This window comes from Pseudomonas coleopterorum (assembly GCF_900105555.1).
Classification (GTDB): Bacteria; Pseudomonadota; Gammaproteobacteria; order Pseudomonadales; family Pseudomonadaceae; genus Aquipseudomonas; species Aquipseudomonas coleopterorum.
Genome location: NZ_FNTZ01000001.1, coordinates 1,931,074 through 1,946,431 on the forward strand (window position 1 = coordinate 1,931,074; position 15,358 = coordinate 1,946,431).

The 15,358-nt window shown below is 59.8% G+C and carries 12 protein-coding genes; 3 read left to right on the top strand and 9 right to left on the bottom strand.

Features of this window, described 5'->3' with window-relative positions; translation table 11 throughout:
- Positions 1-44 precede the first annotated feature (44 nt).
- The 8 genes from BLV18_RS08795 to BLV18_RS08830 all read right to left on the bottom strand — a co-directional run bounded on the left by BLV18_RS08795 (position 45) and on the right by BLV18_RS08830 (position 10,161).
- The gene (locus BLV18_RS08795; RefSeq protein WP_090357806.1) at positions 45-920 is read right to left on the bottom strand and encodes a LysR substrate-binding domain-containing protein; all 876 of its coding nucleotides are present in this window, start codon (positions 918-920) and stop codon (positions 45-47) included.
- Between the two features lie 204 nt (positions 921-1,124).
- The gene (locus BLV18_RS08800; RefSeq protein ID WP_244156937.1) at positions 1,125-2,231 is read right to left on the bottom strand and encodes a hypothetical protein; all 1,107 of its coding nucleotides are present in this window, start codon (positions 2,229-2,231) and stop codon (positions 1,125-1,127) included.
- A 160-nt stretch (positions 2,232-2,391) separates the two neighbouring features.
- Positions 2,392-4,038 (bottom strand): dipeptide ABC transporter ATP-binding protein, encoded by a 1,647-nt coding sequence (locus BLV18_RS08805; protein ID WP_090357808.1) that lies wholly within the window; start codon positions 4,036-4,038, stop codon positions 2,392-2,394.
- A gap of 2 nt (positions 4,039-4,040) precedes the next feature.
- Complete coding sequence (locus BLV18_RS08810; RefSeq protein WP_090357810.1) at positions 4,041-4,877, bottom strand: ABC transporter permease; 837 nt, start codon at positions 4,875-4,877, stop codon at positions 4,041-4,043.
- The gene (locus tag BLV18_RS08815) at positions 4,874-5,827 is read right to left on the bottom strand and encodes an ABC transporter permease (RefSeq protein ID WP_090357812.1); all 954 of its coding nucleotides are present in this window, start codon (positions 5,825-5,827) and stop codon (positions 4,874-4,876) included. Before BLV18_RS08815 ends, BLV18_RS08810 begins: the two co-directional genes overlap by 4 nt.
- A gap of 73 nt (positions 5,828-5,900) precedes the next feature.
- Positions 5,901-7,535, bottom strand: a complete 1,635-nt coding sequence (locus BLV18_RS08820) for an ABC transporter substrate-binding protein (RefSeq protein ID WP_090357814.1) — start codon at positions 7,533-7,535, stop codon at positions 5,901-5,903.
- Positions 7,536-7,991: 456 nt separating this feature from the next.
- Positions 7,992-9,221, bottom strand: a complete 1,230-nt coding sequence (locus BLV18_RS08825; RefSeq protein ID WP_090357817.1) for a M24 family metallopeptidase — start codon at positions 9,219-9,221, stop codon at positions 7,992-7,994.
- Positions 9,222-9,279: 58 nt separating this feature from the next.
- Positions 9,280-10,161: a HalD/BesD family halogenase gene (locus BLV18_RS08830; RefSeq protein WP_090357819.1), complete on the bottom strand. Its 882-nt coding sequence runs from the start codon at positions 10,159-10,161 to the stop codon at positions 9,280-9,282.
- 149 nt (positions 10,162-10,310) lie between these two features.
- Between BLV18_RS08830 and BLV18_RS08835 the strand changes: the two genes are divergently transcribed.
- On the top strand, positions 10,311-11,192 hold the full coding sequence (locus BLV18_RS08835) for a LysR family transcriptional regulator (RefSeq protein WP_244156828.1): 882 nt from the start codon (positions 10,311-10,313) through the stop codon (positions 11,190-11,192).
- Here BLV18_RS08835 and BLV18_RS08840 read toward each other — a convergent pair.
- Positions 11,130-12,365: an MFS transporter gene (locus BLV18_RS08840; RefSeq protein ID WP_090357823.1), complete on the bottom strand. Its 1,236-nt coding sequence runs from the start codon at positions 12,363-12,365 to the stop codon at positions 11,130-11,132. The two genes, BLV18_RS08835 and BLV18_RS08840, sit on opposite strands and share 63 nt — an antisense overlap.
- 482 nt (positions 12,366-12,847) lie before the next feature.
- Here BLV18_RS08840 and BLV18_RS08845 point away from each other — a divergent pair, with 482 nt between their 5' ends.
- Together BLV18_RS08845 and aldA are read left to right on the top strand one after the other, a co-directional pair.
- Complete coding sequence (locus tag BLV18_RS08845) at positions 12,848-13,780, top strand: LysR substrate-binding domain-containing protein (RefSeq protein WP_064054664.1); 933 nt, start codon at positions 12,848-12,850, stop codon at positions 13,778-13,780.
- Between the two features lie 143 nt (positions 13,781-13,923).
- Complete coding sequence (gene aldA, locus BLV18_RS08850; protein WP_090362148.1) at positions 13,924-15,348, top strand: aldehyde dehydrogenase; 1,425 nt, start codon at positions 13,924-13,926, stop codon at positions 15,346-15,348.
- Positions 15,349-15,358: the final 10 nt, after the last annotated feature.

The window sequence follows — 15,358 nt, forward strand, 5'->3', positions numbered from 1 at the left end:
CCAGCGTGGGAGCAAGCCCGCTCCCATGTTCGACTCTAGGTGTTTCAGGGATTGCTGACCAATCCCAACCAATCAGTAAACAACTGCACTTTTGACAGCCCCCGTTTCTCATTCGCCACATCCAGCCAGTAGCCGTAAGGCCCGATCACTTCCGCCGCAGTGATCGGCAACAGGCTGCCATTCGCCAGTTCCTTTTCGATCATCTGTCGATCAATAACCGCCAACCCGCCCCCCGCCAGCGCAGTGTGGATGACTTGATCCAGCGTGCTGAATTCGAGCCCTTGCGCAGGGTCGATATCCTCGCGACCCATCGCTGCCAACCAGTTCTCCCACACCTTCAAGCGTTTGCCGTCATGCAGTATGTGCAATAGCGGAAACTGCCGCAGATCCGGCGGCTGGCCATTGACGAACAACTCCGGGCTGGCGACTGCCATGTGCCGCTCCATCACCAGCAACTGACTGCTGCAATGGTTGACCCCTTCGAGGCCGAAGCGGATGTGGCAGTCGATTTCCGCAAGGCTGTCGTTGCCGTTCTGGTGGGTCACGCTGAGGCTGATGTCGGGGTAGCGCTGGCAGAACGCGCGCAAATGCGCTGATAACCAGCGCGTGGCCCAGGTAGGTGGCGCGGCGATGCGCAGGCGTTGGCGCAGGTTGGGCACACGTACCGCTTGCAGGGCACGTTCGACTTGGTCGAAGGCATCGCCTAATTGAGGGGAGAGGGCACGGCCGCTTTGGGTCAGCGACAGGCCTTGGGGCGTGCGTGTAAATAGAGCCACGCCCAGGTACTCTTCGAGCTGCTTGATCTGACGGCTGACAGCGCCTTGGGTAACGTTAAGATCCAAAGCCGCCTGGCTGAAGCTGCGATGCCGTGCGACTTCTTCAAAGACGCGCAGCATGTTGAGCGAGGGCAGTTGACGCATGAAAGGGTGGCTCCGTACCGGCCTTCGACGCAGCAGCGCGCGGGCAGGTTTATTGTTTTTGATGACGATTGTCTAGGGTGTAACTGAACCCTTTGGCAGGGGTTGATGCAAGTGCTGTTTGGGCCGCCGCCGCCACAGATGTACGATGAACCTGTGGCTGCGGGCTTGCTTGCGAAGTGCTTCAAAAACGCCGGATCGTCTGGATCAGAAGTAATACCCAATGTTCATGTACAGCTGATTCTCCCACTGGTTACTCCCCCCCGCCGCCAGACTTTGGGTGTAGCTGCTGCCACCAATGTAAGGATCATTTTTGCCATACAACCACTCCGTGGCGATCCACAGTTTGCTCAGGGAAAACGAGGTACCCAGGATCAGCCGTTGCGAGGTCTTGAACGCGTCGGCGGATTTGTCGAAGGCGCTGTAGTTGGCGTACAGCTTCACACCGTCTATCTGATCGAACAGGTATTTGCCAGCAACGTCGTAGCTCAGGTCGGCGACGTACAAATTGCCGCGACTGGCAACGTTGTAGGTACCGTCGTACCCGCCCAGTGTGACCACCTCATCGCTGTCAGGATTACGTGGCGACATCTGCTGCCGCGCCGCTTGCAGCTGCACGCCCCAGGGGCCGTTTTTGCCCAGATAGTGCACGGCCACGGCGTTGCGACGGCCATCGTTGTTGGTATCCTGGTTTTCCAAGGTCGAGGTCAGGCCTGAAACCCCGACTTCAGACGTCCAGCTCCCCAGGTCAAACGCCTTGGCCACCCGCAGTACGACGGTGTTGCGTTCCTGGTTGTTGCTGCCATCGCCCACGTAGCTGTCGGCCTCGGAAATCACGCTGGAGTAAGTCACCCCTTTGCTGGTGCCTTTACCTTGCCACGCCGGGCGCAGGTAATAACCAGCCTGGATGTTCCAGTCGCCGCTTTGCTGGACGTACTTGGCGCCGATTTGTTGCAGATCTTCCAGGCCGATGACGTTGCCCAGGGTTTCGTAAAAAGTACTGCCGAAGTACGGCTGCAACCCGAACGGTACGGTATTCAAGCCTACCTGTACTTGTTGATCGGGATTGAATTTGTAGCCGATCCAGGCGAACTTGGCGAACTGGATATCCCCGTAGTTCTTGGTGTACCGATAGGGATAGGAGCGTCCGTAGAAACGGTACTGCGCATCGCCGATCCAGGTGTCAGAGTTGTATTTGGCGCTGAGAAACACGGTGTCCAGACCGAACTTCTGGGTGTCGCGGTCCGGGTCATAGTCCCAACGCGCCCGTACCGCGCCGCCAAGGTCTAGGTTGTCAGTGACCTGCACCGCCATGGCCGGCGGCGCAAGGGCGCCGAGCAGCGCGATGAGAGCAATGTACCGTACTGCAATCCGGGTAGTTGTGTGCACAGCGATACTCCTGTTTTTTAGTTATGGTCGGCAACAGCAGCCCGCGCCGCAACAAACGCTGCAGCTTGGGAAAAGGGTTTTCGAGTCAGTGGGTATGAGGTCGGATCAGCCTCAGCGCGGGTTCGTCGACAGGCACCAGTAGGACTGCCGAAGCGCCTGGGGCAGCCGCCAGCAAAGTCTGTGTGTAGGTGTTTTGCGGACGCAGCAACACCTGTTCAGCCGTGCCGTGCTCTACCACTTCGCCTTGGCGCATCACCGCTATGTAGTCACTGATCTGCGCTGCCACGCGCAGGTCATGGGTGATGAACAAAATGCTCAGGTTGAGGCGCTGTTGCAGCTCGGCGAGCAGCTCCAAGACCTGCTGTTGGACTGAGACATCCAGGGCAGAGACGCTTTCATCGGCGATCAACACCTCCGGGCGCATCGCCAGGGCACGGGCGATGCCAATGCGCTGGCGCTGACCACCGGAGAACTGCCGGGGCTTGCGTTTGAGGGCGTCACGCTTGAGCCCGACCTGTTCCAACAAGTCCCCGGCTTCGGTCCACGCATCCTTGGCCGACAACCCGCGCAGTTGCGCCGCGCGGGCGATGATGTCGCCGACCCGGTGCCGTGGGTTGAGCGAGCCGTACGGGTCCTGAAAAATCATCTGAATCCGCCGGCGATTGGCCGCCAGCGCAGAACCGCGCAACGCCAGGAAGTCCGTGTCACCGACCCAGACATGGCCCCTGTCGCTTTCCACCAACCGAATCGCCGCTTTAACCAGAGTACTTTTGCCCGAGCCAGACTCGCCGACAATTGCCAGCGTCTTGCCCCGTGGCAGTTGCAGCGAGACATTCTTGAGCGCCGCGACTACACGGCCACCGACGTTGTACGTCTTGGTCAGGTGCTCGATGCGCAGCGCCAACTCACCGTCCGCACAGGGTACGTGTAGCTCTGGGTGCAGGGCCGGAACAGCGGCGATCAACTTGCGGGTGTACGGGTGTCTCGGCGAGTTGAGTACTTGATCGCGCTCACCGATTTCCACCAGCACGCCGCCCTCCATCACCGCGATGCGGTCAGCGATTTCCGCCACTACGCCGAAGTCGTGGGTGATGAACAGGATGCCGTGTTGACCACGACCGCGCAGGTCGCGAACCAATTTCAGTACTTGGGCCTGTGTGGTCACATCCAGCGCCGTCGTCGGTTCGTCGGCAATCAGCAAATCCGGGTTCATCGCCAGCGCCATGGCAATCACCACCCGTTGGCATTGGCCGCCCGAGAGTTGATGCGCAAAGCTGTTGGCAATCCGTGGCGGATCGGGCAATTGTGTTGAATCCAGGAGGGCGAGCATGCGTTCGCGTCGCTCCGTGGCGGGCATTTGCGGCGCGTGTATGTCGAAGATTTCCGCGACCTGCTGACCAATGCGAATCGCCGGGTTCAGCGCCGCCATGGGCTCCTGGAAAATCATCGCAATGCGGTTGCCTCGCAGCTTGCGCAGAGCGTTTTCGTCCATGCGGCAAATATCGTCGCCGAGGAAATCAATCACGCCTCCAGTGTGGCGCAGGCCTTTGGCGTAATCGCCCATGATTGCGGCGGAGAGCACCGATTTGCCGGAGCCGGATTCGCCGATCACGCAGAGAATTTCGCCCTTGCGTACATCCAGACTGATGTCCTTGACGGCGTGGCTACGATCGGCGCCGGCGGGCAGTTCGATGGAGAGGTTTTCCACTCTTAATACTTGTTGATGACTCATGCTCAACTCCTTGCGCCTTTTTGGGCGTGTTCGTCCAGACCGTCCGCCAACAGGCTCAGGCCCAGCATCAGGGTGGAGATGGCAATGCACGGGAAGATCACCAGATGCGGGAAAGCGATGGCCATGCTGCGCCCCTCGTTAATCATGCCGCCCCAGTCCGGGGTGGGCGGCGGCAGGCCAAGACCGAGGAAACCGAGGGCGCCGATCATGATCGCGGTGTAGCCGATGCGCAGGCAGAAATCGACGATCAACGGGCCGCCGCAATTGGGCAGGATTTCCACTAGCATGATCCGCAGCGATCCTTCGCCCTGGGTGATGGCGCTGAGCACGTAATCGCGCGAGCGTATGTCGATGGTCAGTGCGCGCATGATCCTGAAGATCGCCGGGGCGCTGGTGAAGGTCACCGCAATCAGAATGTTCAGTGCCGAAGCACCGAGGGCGATGATGATCACGATGTACAACACCAGCACTGGAAAGGACAGCACGGTGTCAGCGACATAGGACAGCAACCCATCGACCCAGCCATTGAAGTAACCGGCGCACAAGCCCATGGCGATGCCGACGGCGAATGCGGTCAGCGTCGCCAGGATCGACCAGAACAACACGGTGCGCGTGCCCCAGATCAGCCGCGAGAGAATGTCCCGGCCAATCATGTCGGTGCCCAGCAGAAAGCGCAGGCCGTCGCCATCCGGCGTCATAGGCGTCAGCAGCGGGGTAAAACTCTCCAGTGGATCGTGGGGCACCAGCCACGGTGCGAACAGCGCCATCAGCACCCAGCCGCCAACCAATAGCAGACCGAGTAACGCCAAAGGGTGTTTGAACGAATGGAAGACGTTCATTGGCCACCTCCACCAAGACTGCGCAACGTTATGCGTGGGTTGAGCCAGGTGTAGGCCAGGTCTGAGAATATCTTGGTCGCGCCAACCACGATGCCGCTGATCATCGCGCAGGCTTCGATCAGATAAACATCATGATTCAGCGACGCGGTATACAGCAGGGAACCGAAGCCCTTGTAGGCGAAGAACACCTCGACCACGATCACATTCGATAGCAACCAAGGGATGTACAGCATGATCACAGTGATGGGCGCGATCAGGACGTTACGCAGCGCATGGCGCAATACGATGCGTGAGGTCGACGCACCTTTGAGACGGGCGGTGCGAATGTACGGTGCTTGCATCACTTCGACCATCGAGGCCCGCGTGATCCGCGCCAGATACCCGATGCCGAACAGGCACAGCACCATCAGTGGCAGCGCCAGTTCCACTGGGTTGAAGCCGTCGCTCATGCTGCTCACGCCCGGCAGCCAGTTAAGCCAGAACACGAAGATCGCCGAGACAAACACCGCACTGGCGAAGTCTGGAATCGAGGTGGTGACAATCGACAGGAATGACACCAGGCGATCTACCGCCGAGCCCTGGCGAATCCCGGCAAGGATGCCGAGGGTCAACGCCACCGGCACCATTACTGCCAACGCCAACCCAGAGAGGATCAATGTTTGCCCCAGGTTTGGCAGCAGCAGGTCAATCACCGGCTCACGAAAATGCACCGAGGTGCCCCAGTCGCCGCTGAGAAAATCCTTTAACCACACCAGGTAGCGCCAGATGAAGGTTTGGTTGTAACCGTGTTCCGCCAGCCATGCCGCGCGCTGGTCGGCAGCGGAGTAGGGACCGAGGACGTTGATCGCAACGTCCTCAATGTTCAGTTCCAGCGCCAGGAACACAATCACCGACACCGACAACAAGGTTGCCGCAAGCGCTAATAACTTGCGCAATAGAAATTCAGCCATGCTCGCACGCTCCGGCTAGTCAATAGATGGCGGCCGACGCACGAAGCGGGCGACCGCGTTCGGGGCGCTTGAATCAGGCGCTCAGCCAGACTTGATCCATGGGGTAGAAGTCCGATGGGTGAACCTCAAAGCCTTGGACTTTCTTGCTGGCCGCGGTGAACTTGTCGCCCCAGAACGGCTGGACCATGACGCAGGCATCCTGCAGGATCTGCTCGGCGCTTTGCATGGCCACGGCTCGTTGTTTGGGATCGATGATGCCCATGGCGGTGTCCAGCGCGGCATCGAACGCCGGGTCGCTGTAGTGGCTTTCGTTCCAGGACGCGCCGCTGCGGTAGGCCAGTTCCAGCGACATCACGCCGAGCGGGCGGTGCGCCCAGTAGGTGAGGCTGAACGCGGCCTTGTCCCAGATCGGCCAGTATTGCGTGGCCGGGATCACTTTGAGGTTGATGCGAATGCCGGCCTCGGCGCAGTTTTGCTGCAGGATCTGCGCGCAATCCTGTTCGTAGCGACCCTGGGTGTTGCCGACGATCAAGTCGATGTCGATGCCGTTTGGGTGGCCGGCTTCGGTGAGCAGTTTCTTCGCAGCCGCCACGTCCCGCGCACGTTTGGGCAGTGGGAAGTATTCCGGGTGCGACGGCGCGACGTGGTGGTCTTCACCCAGTGTGCCCATGCCGCGATAGGCGATTTTCAGCATCTGCGCGTTGTCGGCGCAGAGCACCACGGCTTTGCGAATGCGCACGTCGTCGAACGGTTTCTGGTCGCAGGCCATACGCATCACCACGGTTTGCGCCGACTTGCAGGTGAGTAACTGCGCGCCGGGCAAACGTTTCGCCAGATCCAGTTCGGCCACTGTCACCCGGTACAGCACATCGACTTGCCCAGCCTGCAATGCCGCAAGCTGGGTGGAGATGTCGGTGCCCATGTCGACGTAGCGCAACTCGTCGAGGTTGGCCGGTTTGCGCCAGTAGTCGGCGCGCTTGGCGAAGGTCGCCTGTTTGTTCACGGCAAAGGAGACAAGTTTGAACGGCCCGGTGCCCAGCGGGTTTTTCGCCCAGTCGCTACCCGCCTTGAAGCGGCGGTGGACGATGGCACAGGTGAAGGCGTTGAGCATTTCCGGAATGGCCAGCATCGGTCGCTTGAGCACCAGGCGGAATTGGAAGTCGGTGACTTTCTCAAAGGCCTCAATGTCCTGGAACGCGGTGCGGTTGACCGACTTGGAATCGGCGGCAATCCAGCGCTCGATGTTGTGCTGCACGTCCTCGACGGTGAAGGTGTCGCCGTTGCTCCACTTCACGTCCTGGCGCAGGTTGAAGGTCCAGGTTTTCAGGTCATCGGAAGGGCTCCAGCTCTCGGCCAGGTAGGGGTGTGTGATGTTGTCCGCATCGACCCAGGTCAGGAATTCCAGGGAGTTGCGCAGCAGGTTCGAGGCTTCGATCCAGGTGATCAGCATCGGGTCCTGGATTTCTTGGATGGCACAGGCAAAGCGCAGGCTGCCGCCCTGGCGCGGCGTTACCGCGTCAGCGGCGTAGGTCGAATTACCGAACAGTGCGGAACCGAGGAAACTGCTGGCGCTGGCGGCGGTGATGCCCAGCAGCGCGGCAGTACGCAAGAATTGGCGACGATTGATCTCGCCATTTTTGACTTGGGTGCACAGGTTATTCACTGCTGGATGCGGCAGGCTGCCGTCCAGTGTCGTTAAGTCTTTCATATGCCTCTCCGATAGCGTGCAAAAGTGCGTTTTTCGACTAGCCGCAAGTGGGGCGAGCGGCAGACACGGTCGGTTCCATGAACCGAGACTGTCAGTGGCCGGAAGCGCGAAGGCGCAGGCGTGACAGGTGTGAAGCCGGCAGTAGAGCAAGGCACAACGAGATCAGAAGGACGGAGGCTGGGTATGACATAGGGCTGCTCTCATGTTGTTTTTATTAGAGATGCCCGCAGTTTTGTCATCTGCGCAACGATCGACAAACGATAAATTCAACGCTGAAACGTTCGCTAAATGCATGTTACTGACCGTAAGAAAGGCTGCCGCTTGAGCTAGACAGGCCGGACGGGGAAAGCGCGGGTAGGAAACACTGCGCGGTGATATCGAGCGCCCCTTGTTCCGGGTGGGAGTAAGGGGGAAAACGGACGGTGTCGAAGGCAGTGAAGACGCCGTCCGGGCAACTCAGAGCGGCATCAGGCGCGAGTCGAATGGGTAGTCCGAGAGCAGTTCGATGCCGTTTTCGTGGATGTAGATCTGCTCTTCGAGCTTGACCCCTTCACCGCCTGCATCGTGGCCGATATAGCTTTCCACGCAGATGGTCATGCCGGCTTCGAACACCCCGTCGTAACCCAGCGCGTCAATGTCTTCGCGGTGCACCACGTAGGGGTATTCACCGGTCATGCCAACGCCGTGGGCCAGTGCGAAATAACGGTTGGCCTTGTAGTTGTCGGGAATTCGCCAGGCCAGCTCGGCGTATTCCTTGAAGCTGCGACCAGCCTTGAGCATTTCCATGTTGGTCTGCACTTGTTCGTAGGCTAGTTTGTACAGCTCCTGTTGCTTGGCGGTGGCGGCCTGTTCGCCACAAAGGAACGTTCGCGAGAAGTCGGCGTAGTAGCCGAAACGCCCGACTACATCGGTGTCCAGCGCGACCAGGTCACCGGCTTCGATAGGCCGTGTGCTGCATTCCTGGAACCACGGATTGGTGCGCGGGCCGGAGGACAACAGGCGGGTTTCGACGTAGTCGCCGTCGGTGGCGATCACGTGCTGGTGCAGGTGCGACCACAGTTCGTTTTCGCTGATGCCAGGCACCAGCTTGCTTTCCATCAAGCGCACACCGGCCTCGGTGGCACGCAGACTGGCGCGGATCATCTTCAGCTCGTTAGGCACTTTGATGCAGCGTGCTCGCTCCAGCGGTTCCTGGGCGTCGAAGATCTGGTAGCCGAGTTTTTGCAGTTCGAACGCAGCGGCTGAAGTCGCGCTTTCGATGGCGACGCGGTTGTTGCCGCCGCCGTGCTGGCGCACCAGCTCACCGATTTCTGCTGCCCATTCGGCGGTGACGTTATTGAGGAAGCTGTCGCAGAAGTAATAGGAGATGGCTTTGGCCGGGCGCACTTCGTCGACGGTGTTGAGCTGTTCTGCCAGGTGCAGACAACCGCCGAATTCGAAGACCACGACCGGGCCTTCTGCCGGGATGAAGGCGTAACGTGCCGGATTTCGCGCTGAGTACACTTGCATGTTGCGCGAACCGGTGGCGTAGCGCATATGGGTCGGGTCGAACAGAACGCACGCGGCGTAGTCACGCTTTTTCAGTTCGTTGCGCACCCGTTGCAAACGGTCGAGCTGGATCTGCTGGATCTCGTCGTACGTCGGTTCGCAGTCGGTGGGGTTTCGGTTAGGGCCGGACAGACTCATGGGGTGTTCCTCGCAGGGCAAATACGGTTGGTGTTTTCCAAGTTTTTTTTGGCATGAATCAGTCGAGCAACTGGTCGCTGCGCACCAGGTTGCGTTCGGCTTGCAGGTGGGCTTCGGACAGGCGTCCGTAAAGCTGCTTGGTGCGCTGGGCACGACCGATGATTCCGGGCTTTTCGGAGTAGGCGAAGATGGCAGTATTGCGCTCGGTGGCGCCCTCGACCCGGGTTACCCGGTGCACTGAAAAGCGACCCTTGAAGATCTGCAAGTCGCCGGGGTTGAGTTCCAGTTCCTGCACGCGGCTGCGGTCGTCGCCGCGTACTACGTTGCCGACGGCGCCGAGGTTTTCCTGGGTGCGCGTGCGGATCATCGGCGCGTACTCGAACAGGCCGCCAGCCTCGGGCTTCTGGGTCATCATGCTGACGATGAATTCGTTGGTATCGAAGTGCCAGGGCTGCTCGGTGCCTTCGGGCATCACGTTGATCACCAGCCCAGCGAACGGGTCGGCGTATTCGAAAATCTCCGGCTCGTTGAGGCAGGCACCGATAAAGCGCTTCATCATCGGCGAAACGTACAGGCGATGAATGATTGCGTCCGGGGCAATCATGTCCCGCGTGACAAAACCGCTGGTGCGCTCCATGAATGTGCGGCGCGGGTCATCCTGGGGCAGGGCGGGGTCGTCTTCGGTGAAGTAGGCGTTGACCTTGCGCACCGAATAAAAGGTCTTGCCCGACAGCGCCTGACCCTCGGTACGCGCCTGTTCCAGCGCCTCGGGCCGCAGGAAATTCTTCAGCAGGCAGCAACCGTCCTCTGCCAGTTCGGCACGGGCGTGTTCGATCAGCGCCTGCAAGCGGACATGGCCCGAATCATGTATGGGGTACAACTCGGTATTAATAATGTCGCTGATATCGCCCACTTCGGCGTCGGCAAGTTGAAGGCTCATGCAAGTCTCCTGAAACTATCAATTAACAGTGTTTGGCGTTGAATCGATAGTTACTTAAAGAGGTGCGAAGTGGAAATTACAAGTTGTGATCGAATCCATCGGCAGGGGCGATAGTTATGTCAGGCGAACTGGATGGAAGCTTACTGAAGGTGTTTGTCGCGATTATCGAGTGCCACGGATTTTCTGCGGCGGCCGAGCGCCTGCACAAAACCCAATCGACCATCAGCCAGAATTTGCAGCGCCTGGAAGAGATCGTCGGCGCGCCGTTGGTTCAGCGCACTAGTCGCTCGGTGAGCCTGACACCCGGCGGCGAGACATTTCTCATCTATGCGCGGCAGATTCTCAAGCTGCACGCCGATGCGATCAATGCCGTGCAACTGACCGATGAGCAACCGCTCATTCGCGTCGGCATGCCCGAGGACTACGCTCAGTTTTGTCTGGCTGGACTGTTGCGCGACTTTCAGGCGCAGTTCCCGCAGATTCGGCCGGACATTTGTTGCGAGATGTCGACGGCGCTGGTCAGCCGATTGCAGCGCGGTGAACTGGACCTGGTACTGGGTGTGCAACACGCCAATCTGCAATCGGGTGAATATCTGTGCGACGAGCCCCTGGTGTGGGTGGCGGCTGAGGGCTGGCGCGCAGGTCCGGATGCATCAGTGCCATTGGCCGTTTATGCCGAGGGCTGCGCCTTTCGAGCCAACGTCGTGCGGGCGCTGGCCGAGGCCGGGCGGGCGTGGCATGTGGTTTACACCAGCCAGAGCCCACGTGGTATTGGGATTGCCATCGAACAGGGCCAGTCGGTCGGTGTCACGGCGCGGCGTCTGGTGCCGGCGGGTTGGCAGGTGCTGGACGCGGCTCAGGGCTTTCCGCCGATTGAGCCGGCGCGGTTGATGTTCTGGCGTTCGACTCAGTGTGAGACGCGGGCGGTGGAGGCTCTGGTGGACATTCTTTCGAGCCGGTTGGGCCGTTCAGAGTGGTTGGCCGAGCGTCGGCTCACAGCGTTGACGGCGGGCCATCAGCCGCAGCAATAACAGGCTGGCGGTGACCCAGCATACGATCCAGCCGTGCACCAGGCCAAACTGCCCGGTGGCCTGCAGCAGCCAGCCGCACAGCCAGTTCGCGGTGGCGCTGCCCAAGCCATAACCGACCATGCTCAGGCTCACCACTTGCAGGCTTTGTACGGGGCTCAAGCGTGCGCTAAGGTAGGCGGCCATCAGGCCCCAGACCGGGAAATAGAACAGCGCGAACAGCCCGGCCGCCAGCCAGGTCAAGTTCAGGCTCGGTTGCCAGAGTAGTGCGAGCATTGCCAGGCCGAAGGCGCTGATGCTCAATGCCATCACCCTCAATGCCCCCCAGCGATCCGCCAACGCGCCCAGCAACAAACCGCCAACGACCCCGCCGATTCCGATCAGTGTCCACAGTGACCCGGTGATCTGCGCGTTGGCGCCCAGCCGTTCGCTGGCAAACGCCGAGAGGAAATTAAGGAAGGGACCGCTGATCCCGCCTATGAAAGCGCTGAGCAATAGTATGTGCGACGCCACCGGGTATTCCAGGCACAGGTTCACCCATCGTGTGAGTACCCGGCGTAGCGACGGCGCGCTGCTTTGCTTGATGTGTTGGCCTGTTGCCAACGGCGCCAAGGCCCAAAAGGTCAGCAGCGTGACAGCCAAGGTCAGCCCGGCGCACATCAGCCAGAAGTACCGCAACGAGATGCCCTGCAACAGGGCGATCAGCAGACCGTTAAGACAGATCGCGAACGCCGCCCCAGACGACGCCAGGCCCAGCACGCGGCTGCGATGAGAAGCGGGGATCACTTCGCCGACCAGTGCGGCGATGGCGTTCCAGTTCGACACGGCGCAGGCCGAGACCAGTGCCAGGCATAGCGCGAACGGCAGCACCCACGGGGTGGCGACCGCCAAGGCAAGCAGCGCCGGGCTCAAGGCCATCGTCAGCTTTACCATGTTGCGCGGGCTGATCCACGCCGCGGCGATGCCGCTGACAATGGACGCCCCCATGTAGAACAGTTGCAGCAGCGCCGCGATGAACGCGGCCTGGCTGTAGCTCAGCCCGAACACCTGGCGGATCTGGGGTAATAAGGCCGAATAAAGGAAGATACTGAAGCCGTGGGTGGTGGCGTTACACGCGGTAAAGATAAGCGCCAATAAAACAATACTTCTTGTGGGTGAGTGTGTGTTGTTTGGCATGGGGTTGGCTCGGTCAGTTTAATTGCTATGAAATGGGGCGTAGGTGCAAGAGCTGCCCTATGTGAGTGCGTTAACTTAGGCGGGTATCTAATTGAGTAAGACTAGCGCCTATATAAATAAAACAGCCAGTGCTTAATAGTCGTGAGTGTGCTGTGGAATACTCATGCTATTTATACGTCAGCGACAGTGGCGGGGCTGAAAGCGACGTCATTGAGTATTGCCAATTACTTGTGGCGAGGGAGCTCTCTCCCGTTCGGCTGCGAAGCAGCCGCCATCCAGTCGATGGTGGTATGTCTGGTTCACTGAAGTCGCAGGTTTTGGGGCCGCTTCGCAGCCCAGCGGGAGCGAGCTCCCTCGCCACAGGCGATTGATGCCCGACCAGAGCGATTGTCCTGCACAAAACAAAAATGCATGTTACTCAGGAAATTTTCCGCAAGCCGTGGGATGCTTGTGGCTCGTTAGCCCCAGCGCGAGTACTGTTCATGAAACGCAAAATGCCCGCGCTCAATGCGCTCAAGGCCTTCGAAGTGGCCGGTAGTACCGGCAGTTTTACCCGGGCGGCAGAGCTGCTCAACGTCACGCAAAGTGCCGTCAGCCGCCAGGTGCGCCAGCTCGAAGAACAGCTCGGCGAGAATCTGCTGGAGCGCCGGCATCACCACCTTGAACTGACCAGCGCCGGCCGGGTGTTGCTGCGGGCGTTGCATCAATCCTTCGACAAAATCGAGCTGACGGTGCGTAGCATCCAGCAGAAATCCCACGCCAATCGCCTGCACATCAACGCACCGCCAACCTTCACCAGCCGCTGGTTGATGCCGCGCCTAGGACGGCTGCGTGAGAAGCACCCCGAATTGGAGCTGAGCATCACCACGCGTTTGCAGGACAGCCTGGCGGAAACCAGCACCCTGGACTGCGCGATCCGCTTTGGTGATGGCGAATGGGATGGGCTGGATAGCTCGCTGCTGCTCCAGGAACGGCACATTGCGGTGTGCGCGTCGTCCTTGTATACGCGGGAGGCGAGCGAGGGCGGAATCGACCTCAATCGCCTGACCTTGCTGCATGTGTTGGCCAGGGAAGATCAGCGTTACCTAACATGGAAACACTGGCTCGACGCAGCGAAAATCAGCGGCGTGGATACCCAGGGAGGCTATGAATTCGACCTGCTGGACCTGGCGATTCGTGCGGCCACTGACGGCTTGGGCATCACCATTGCCGACTGGCACATGGTTGCCCCGGAGCTGGCCAGCGGGCAGTTGACCCAGGTACTGAACGTGCATGTGGAAGGGCATCAATCCTACTGGTTGGTGACTCGGCCGGAGCAGACGTTGATGCCGCAATTGCAGGTGTTCAGCCAGTGGTTGCAGGAGGAAATCTGGTTGGCGCAGAGGCAGCTCGAACCCTCCACCGCCGCCAGCTGACCCCTAACCCTCACGGGAAATTTGATTCTTTCCCGCGTAACCTGCATTTTTTGAATGTTACGCCGCTCTATAAATCGTTTGTTCAACCCCCTCAGGATGCCAAGACTGCGGGGACTGGATAAAAACAACGATGGGCGATGCACATGCGACTTGAGCGAAACTTTGTAAACGGTCACTTCATTGAGCCTGCCAGCGATGCGCTGATTGCAGTCTATAACCCAGCGAGCGAAGCCTTGGTCGGTCAGGTTTCTGCCGCCACCGGTACCGAAGCTACGGCAGCTGTCGAGGCTGCCGCCGTGGCCCAGAAACGCTGGGGCAAGCTCACCAGCATCGAACGCGCCGAGCATCTGCGTTCATTCGCCGACGCCTTGGAAGCGTGCGCCGAGAGCATTGGTGCCGCACTGGCCGCCGAGTCCGGCAAAAGTGTCAGCGACGCCAGCAACGAAGCCCGTTATGCCGCCCAAATCACCCGTTACCATGCCGAGTGGGCGCGACGCATCGAAGGCGAAATCATTCCCAGCGACACACCGAACGAGAACCTTTTCCTGCACCGCGAGCCGATTGGTGTGGTCGCCTGCCTGATTCCGTTCAACTATCCGGTCTACACCTTGTTGCGCAAAATCGCCCCAGCACTGATTGCCGGCAACACCGTGGTGGTGCGCCCGAGCAATAACACCCCGATCTCGGCGTTTGAAATCGCCAAGGCGGCGCAGCAATCCGGTCTACCCGCCGGCGTGATCAATATCCTGACCATGGACCATGCCACCGCCGCAACCGTATGTACCCACAAGGTCGTCGGTTTGATCACCTTGACCGGCAGCGTCAACGCCGGGCGTATCGTGCTCGATTATTGCAAAGCCAATATCGCCAAGCCTTCCCTGGAGCTGGGTGGTAAAACACCAGCGATCATCGAAGCCGACGCCGACCTTGAAGCCGCCGCCAGCGCAATCGTCGCGTCCAAGACTACCCACTGTGGCCAGTTGTGCACGGCGGTGGAGCGCGTCTATGTGCAGGAACGTGTCTACGAACACTTCCTTGCGTTACTTAAAAGCAAAATCAGCATGGTGAAGTTTGGCGACCGTGCCATCGACGCCAGCCTGATGGGGCCGCTGGTCAACGCAAGCTCGCAGCAAAACATCCATGCCATGGTCGAGCGCGCTGTCGCCGATGGGGCCGTACTGGAAACCGGCGGTTTCATTCCAGAGGGCAACGGCCATTTTTACCCGCCGACGCTGTTGAGCAACTGTCGCCAGGACATGGAAATTATCCAGGAAGAAATCTTCGGCCCGGTTCTGCCCGTGCTCAAGTACCGCGACATCGACGAAGCGCTGGCCATGGCCAACGACCATCAGTTCGGCCTGTCGTCGGTACTGTACACCGAGAACTACCGGACCACCCTGAAAGTCGCCAATGCTATCGAAGCCGGCGAGTTGTACATCAACCGGACCCCGGCCGACCCCTACCAGGGTTTCCACGCCGGATGGAAACGTTCCGGCCTGGGCGGTGATGACGGCAAGCACGGCATGCTCGAATTTACCCAGACCCGACTTGTGGTGATGAAGTACTAATCCACCCAGA

Coding starts and splice junctions, on each gene's coding strand:
- BLV18_RS08795 (WP_090357806.1), bottom strand. CDS start 920: ATGCGTCAACTGCCCTCGCTCAACATGCTGCGCGTCTTTGAAGAAGTC.
- BLV18_RS08800 (WP_244156937.1), bottom strand. CDS start 2,231: ATGGCGGTGCAGGTCACTGACAACCTAGACCTTGGCGGCGCGGTACGG.
- BLV18_RS08805 (WP_090357808.1), bottom strand. CDS start 4,038: ATGAGTCATCAACAAGTATTAAGAGTGGAAAACCTCTCCATCGAACTG.
- BLV18_RS08810 (WP_090357810.1), bottom strand. CDS start 4,877: ATGAACGTCTTCCATTCGTTCAAACACCCTTTGGCGTTACTCGGTCTG.
- BLV18_RS08815 (WP_090357812.1), bottom strand. CDS start 5,827: ATGGCTGAATTTCTATTGCGCAAGTTATTAGCGCTTGCGGCAACCTTG.
- BLV18_RS08820 (WP_090357814.1), bottom strand. CDS start 7,535: ATGAAAGACTTAACGACACTGGACGGCAGCCTGCCGCATCCAGCAGTG.
- BLV18_RS08825 (WP_090357817.1), bottom strand. CDS start 9,221: ATGAGTCTGTCCGGCCCTAACCGAAACCCCACCGACTGCGAACCGACG.
- BLV18_RS08830 (WP_090357819.1), bottom strand. CDS start 10,161: ATGAGCCTTCAACTTGCCGACGCCGAAGTGGGCGATATCAGCGACATT.
- BLV18_RS08840 (WP_090357823.1), bottom strand. CDS start 12,365: ATGCCAAACAACACACACTCACCCACAAGAAGTATTGTTTTATTGGCG.
- BLV18_RS08845 (WP_064054664.1), top strand. CDS start 12,848: ATGAAACGCAAAATGCCCGCGCTCAATGCGCTCAAGGCCTTCGAAGTG.
- aldA (WP_090362148.1), top strand. CDS start 13,924: ATGCGACTTGAGCGAAACTTTGTAAACGGTCACTTCATTGAGCCTGCC.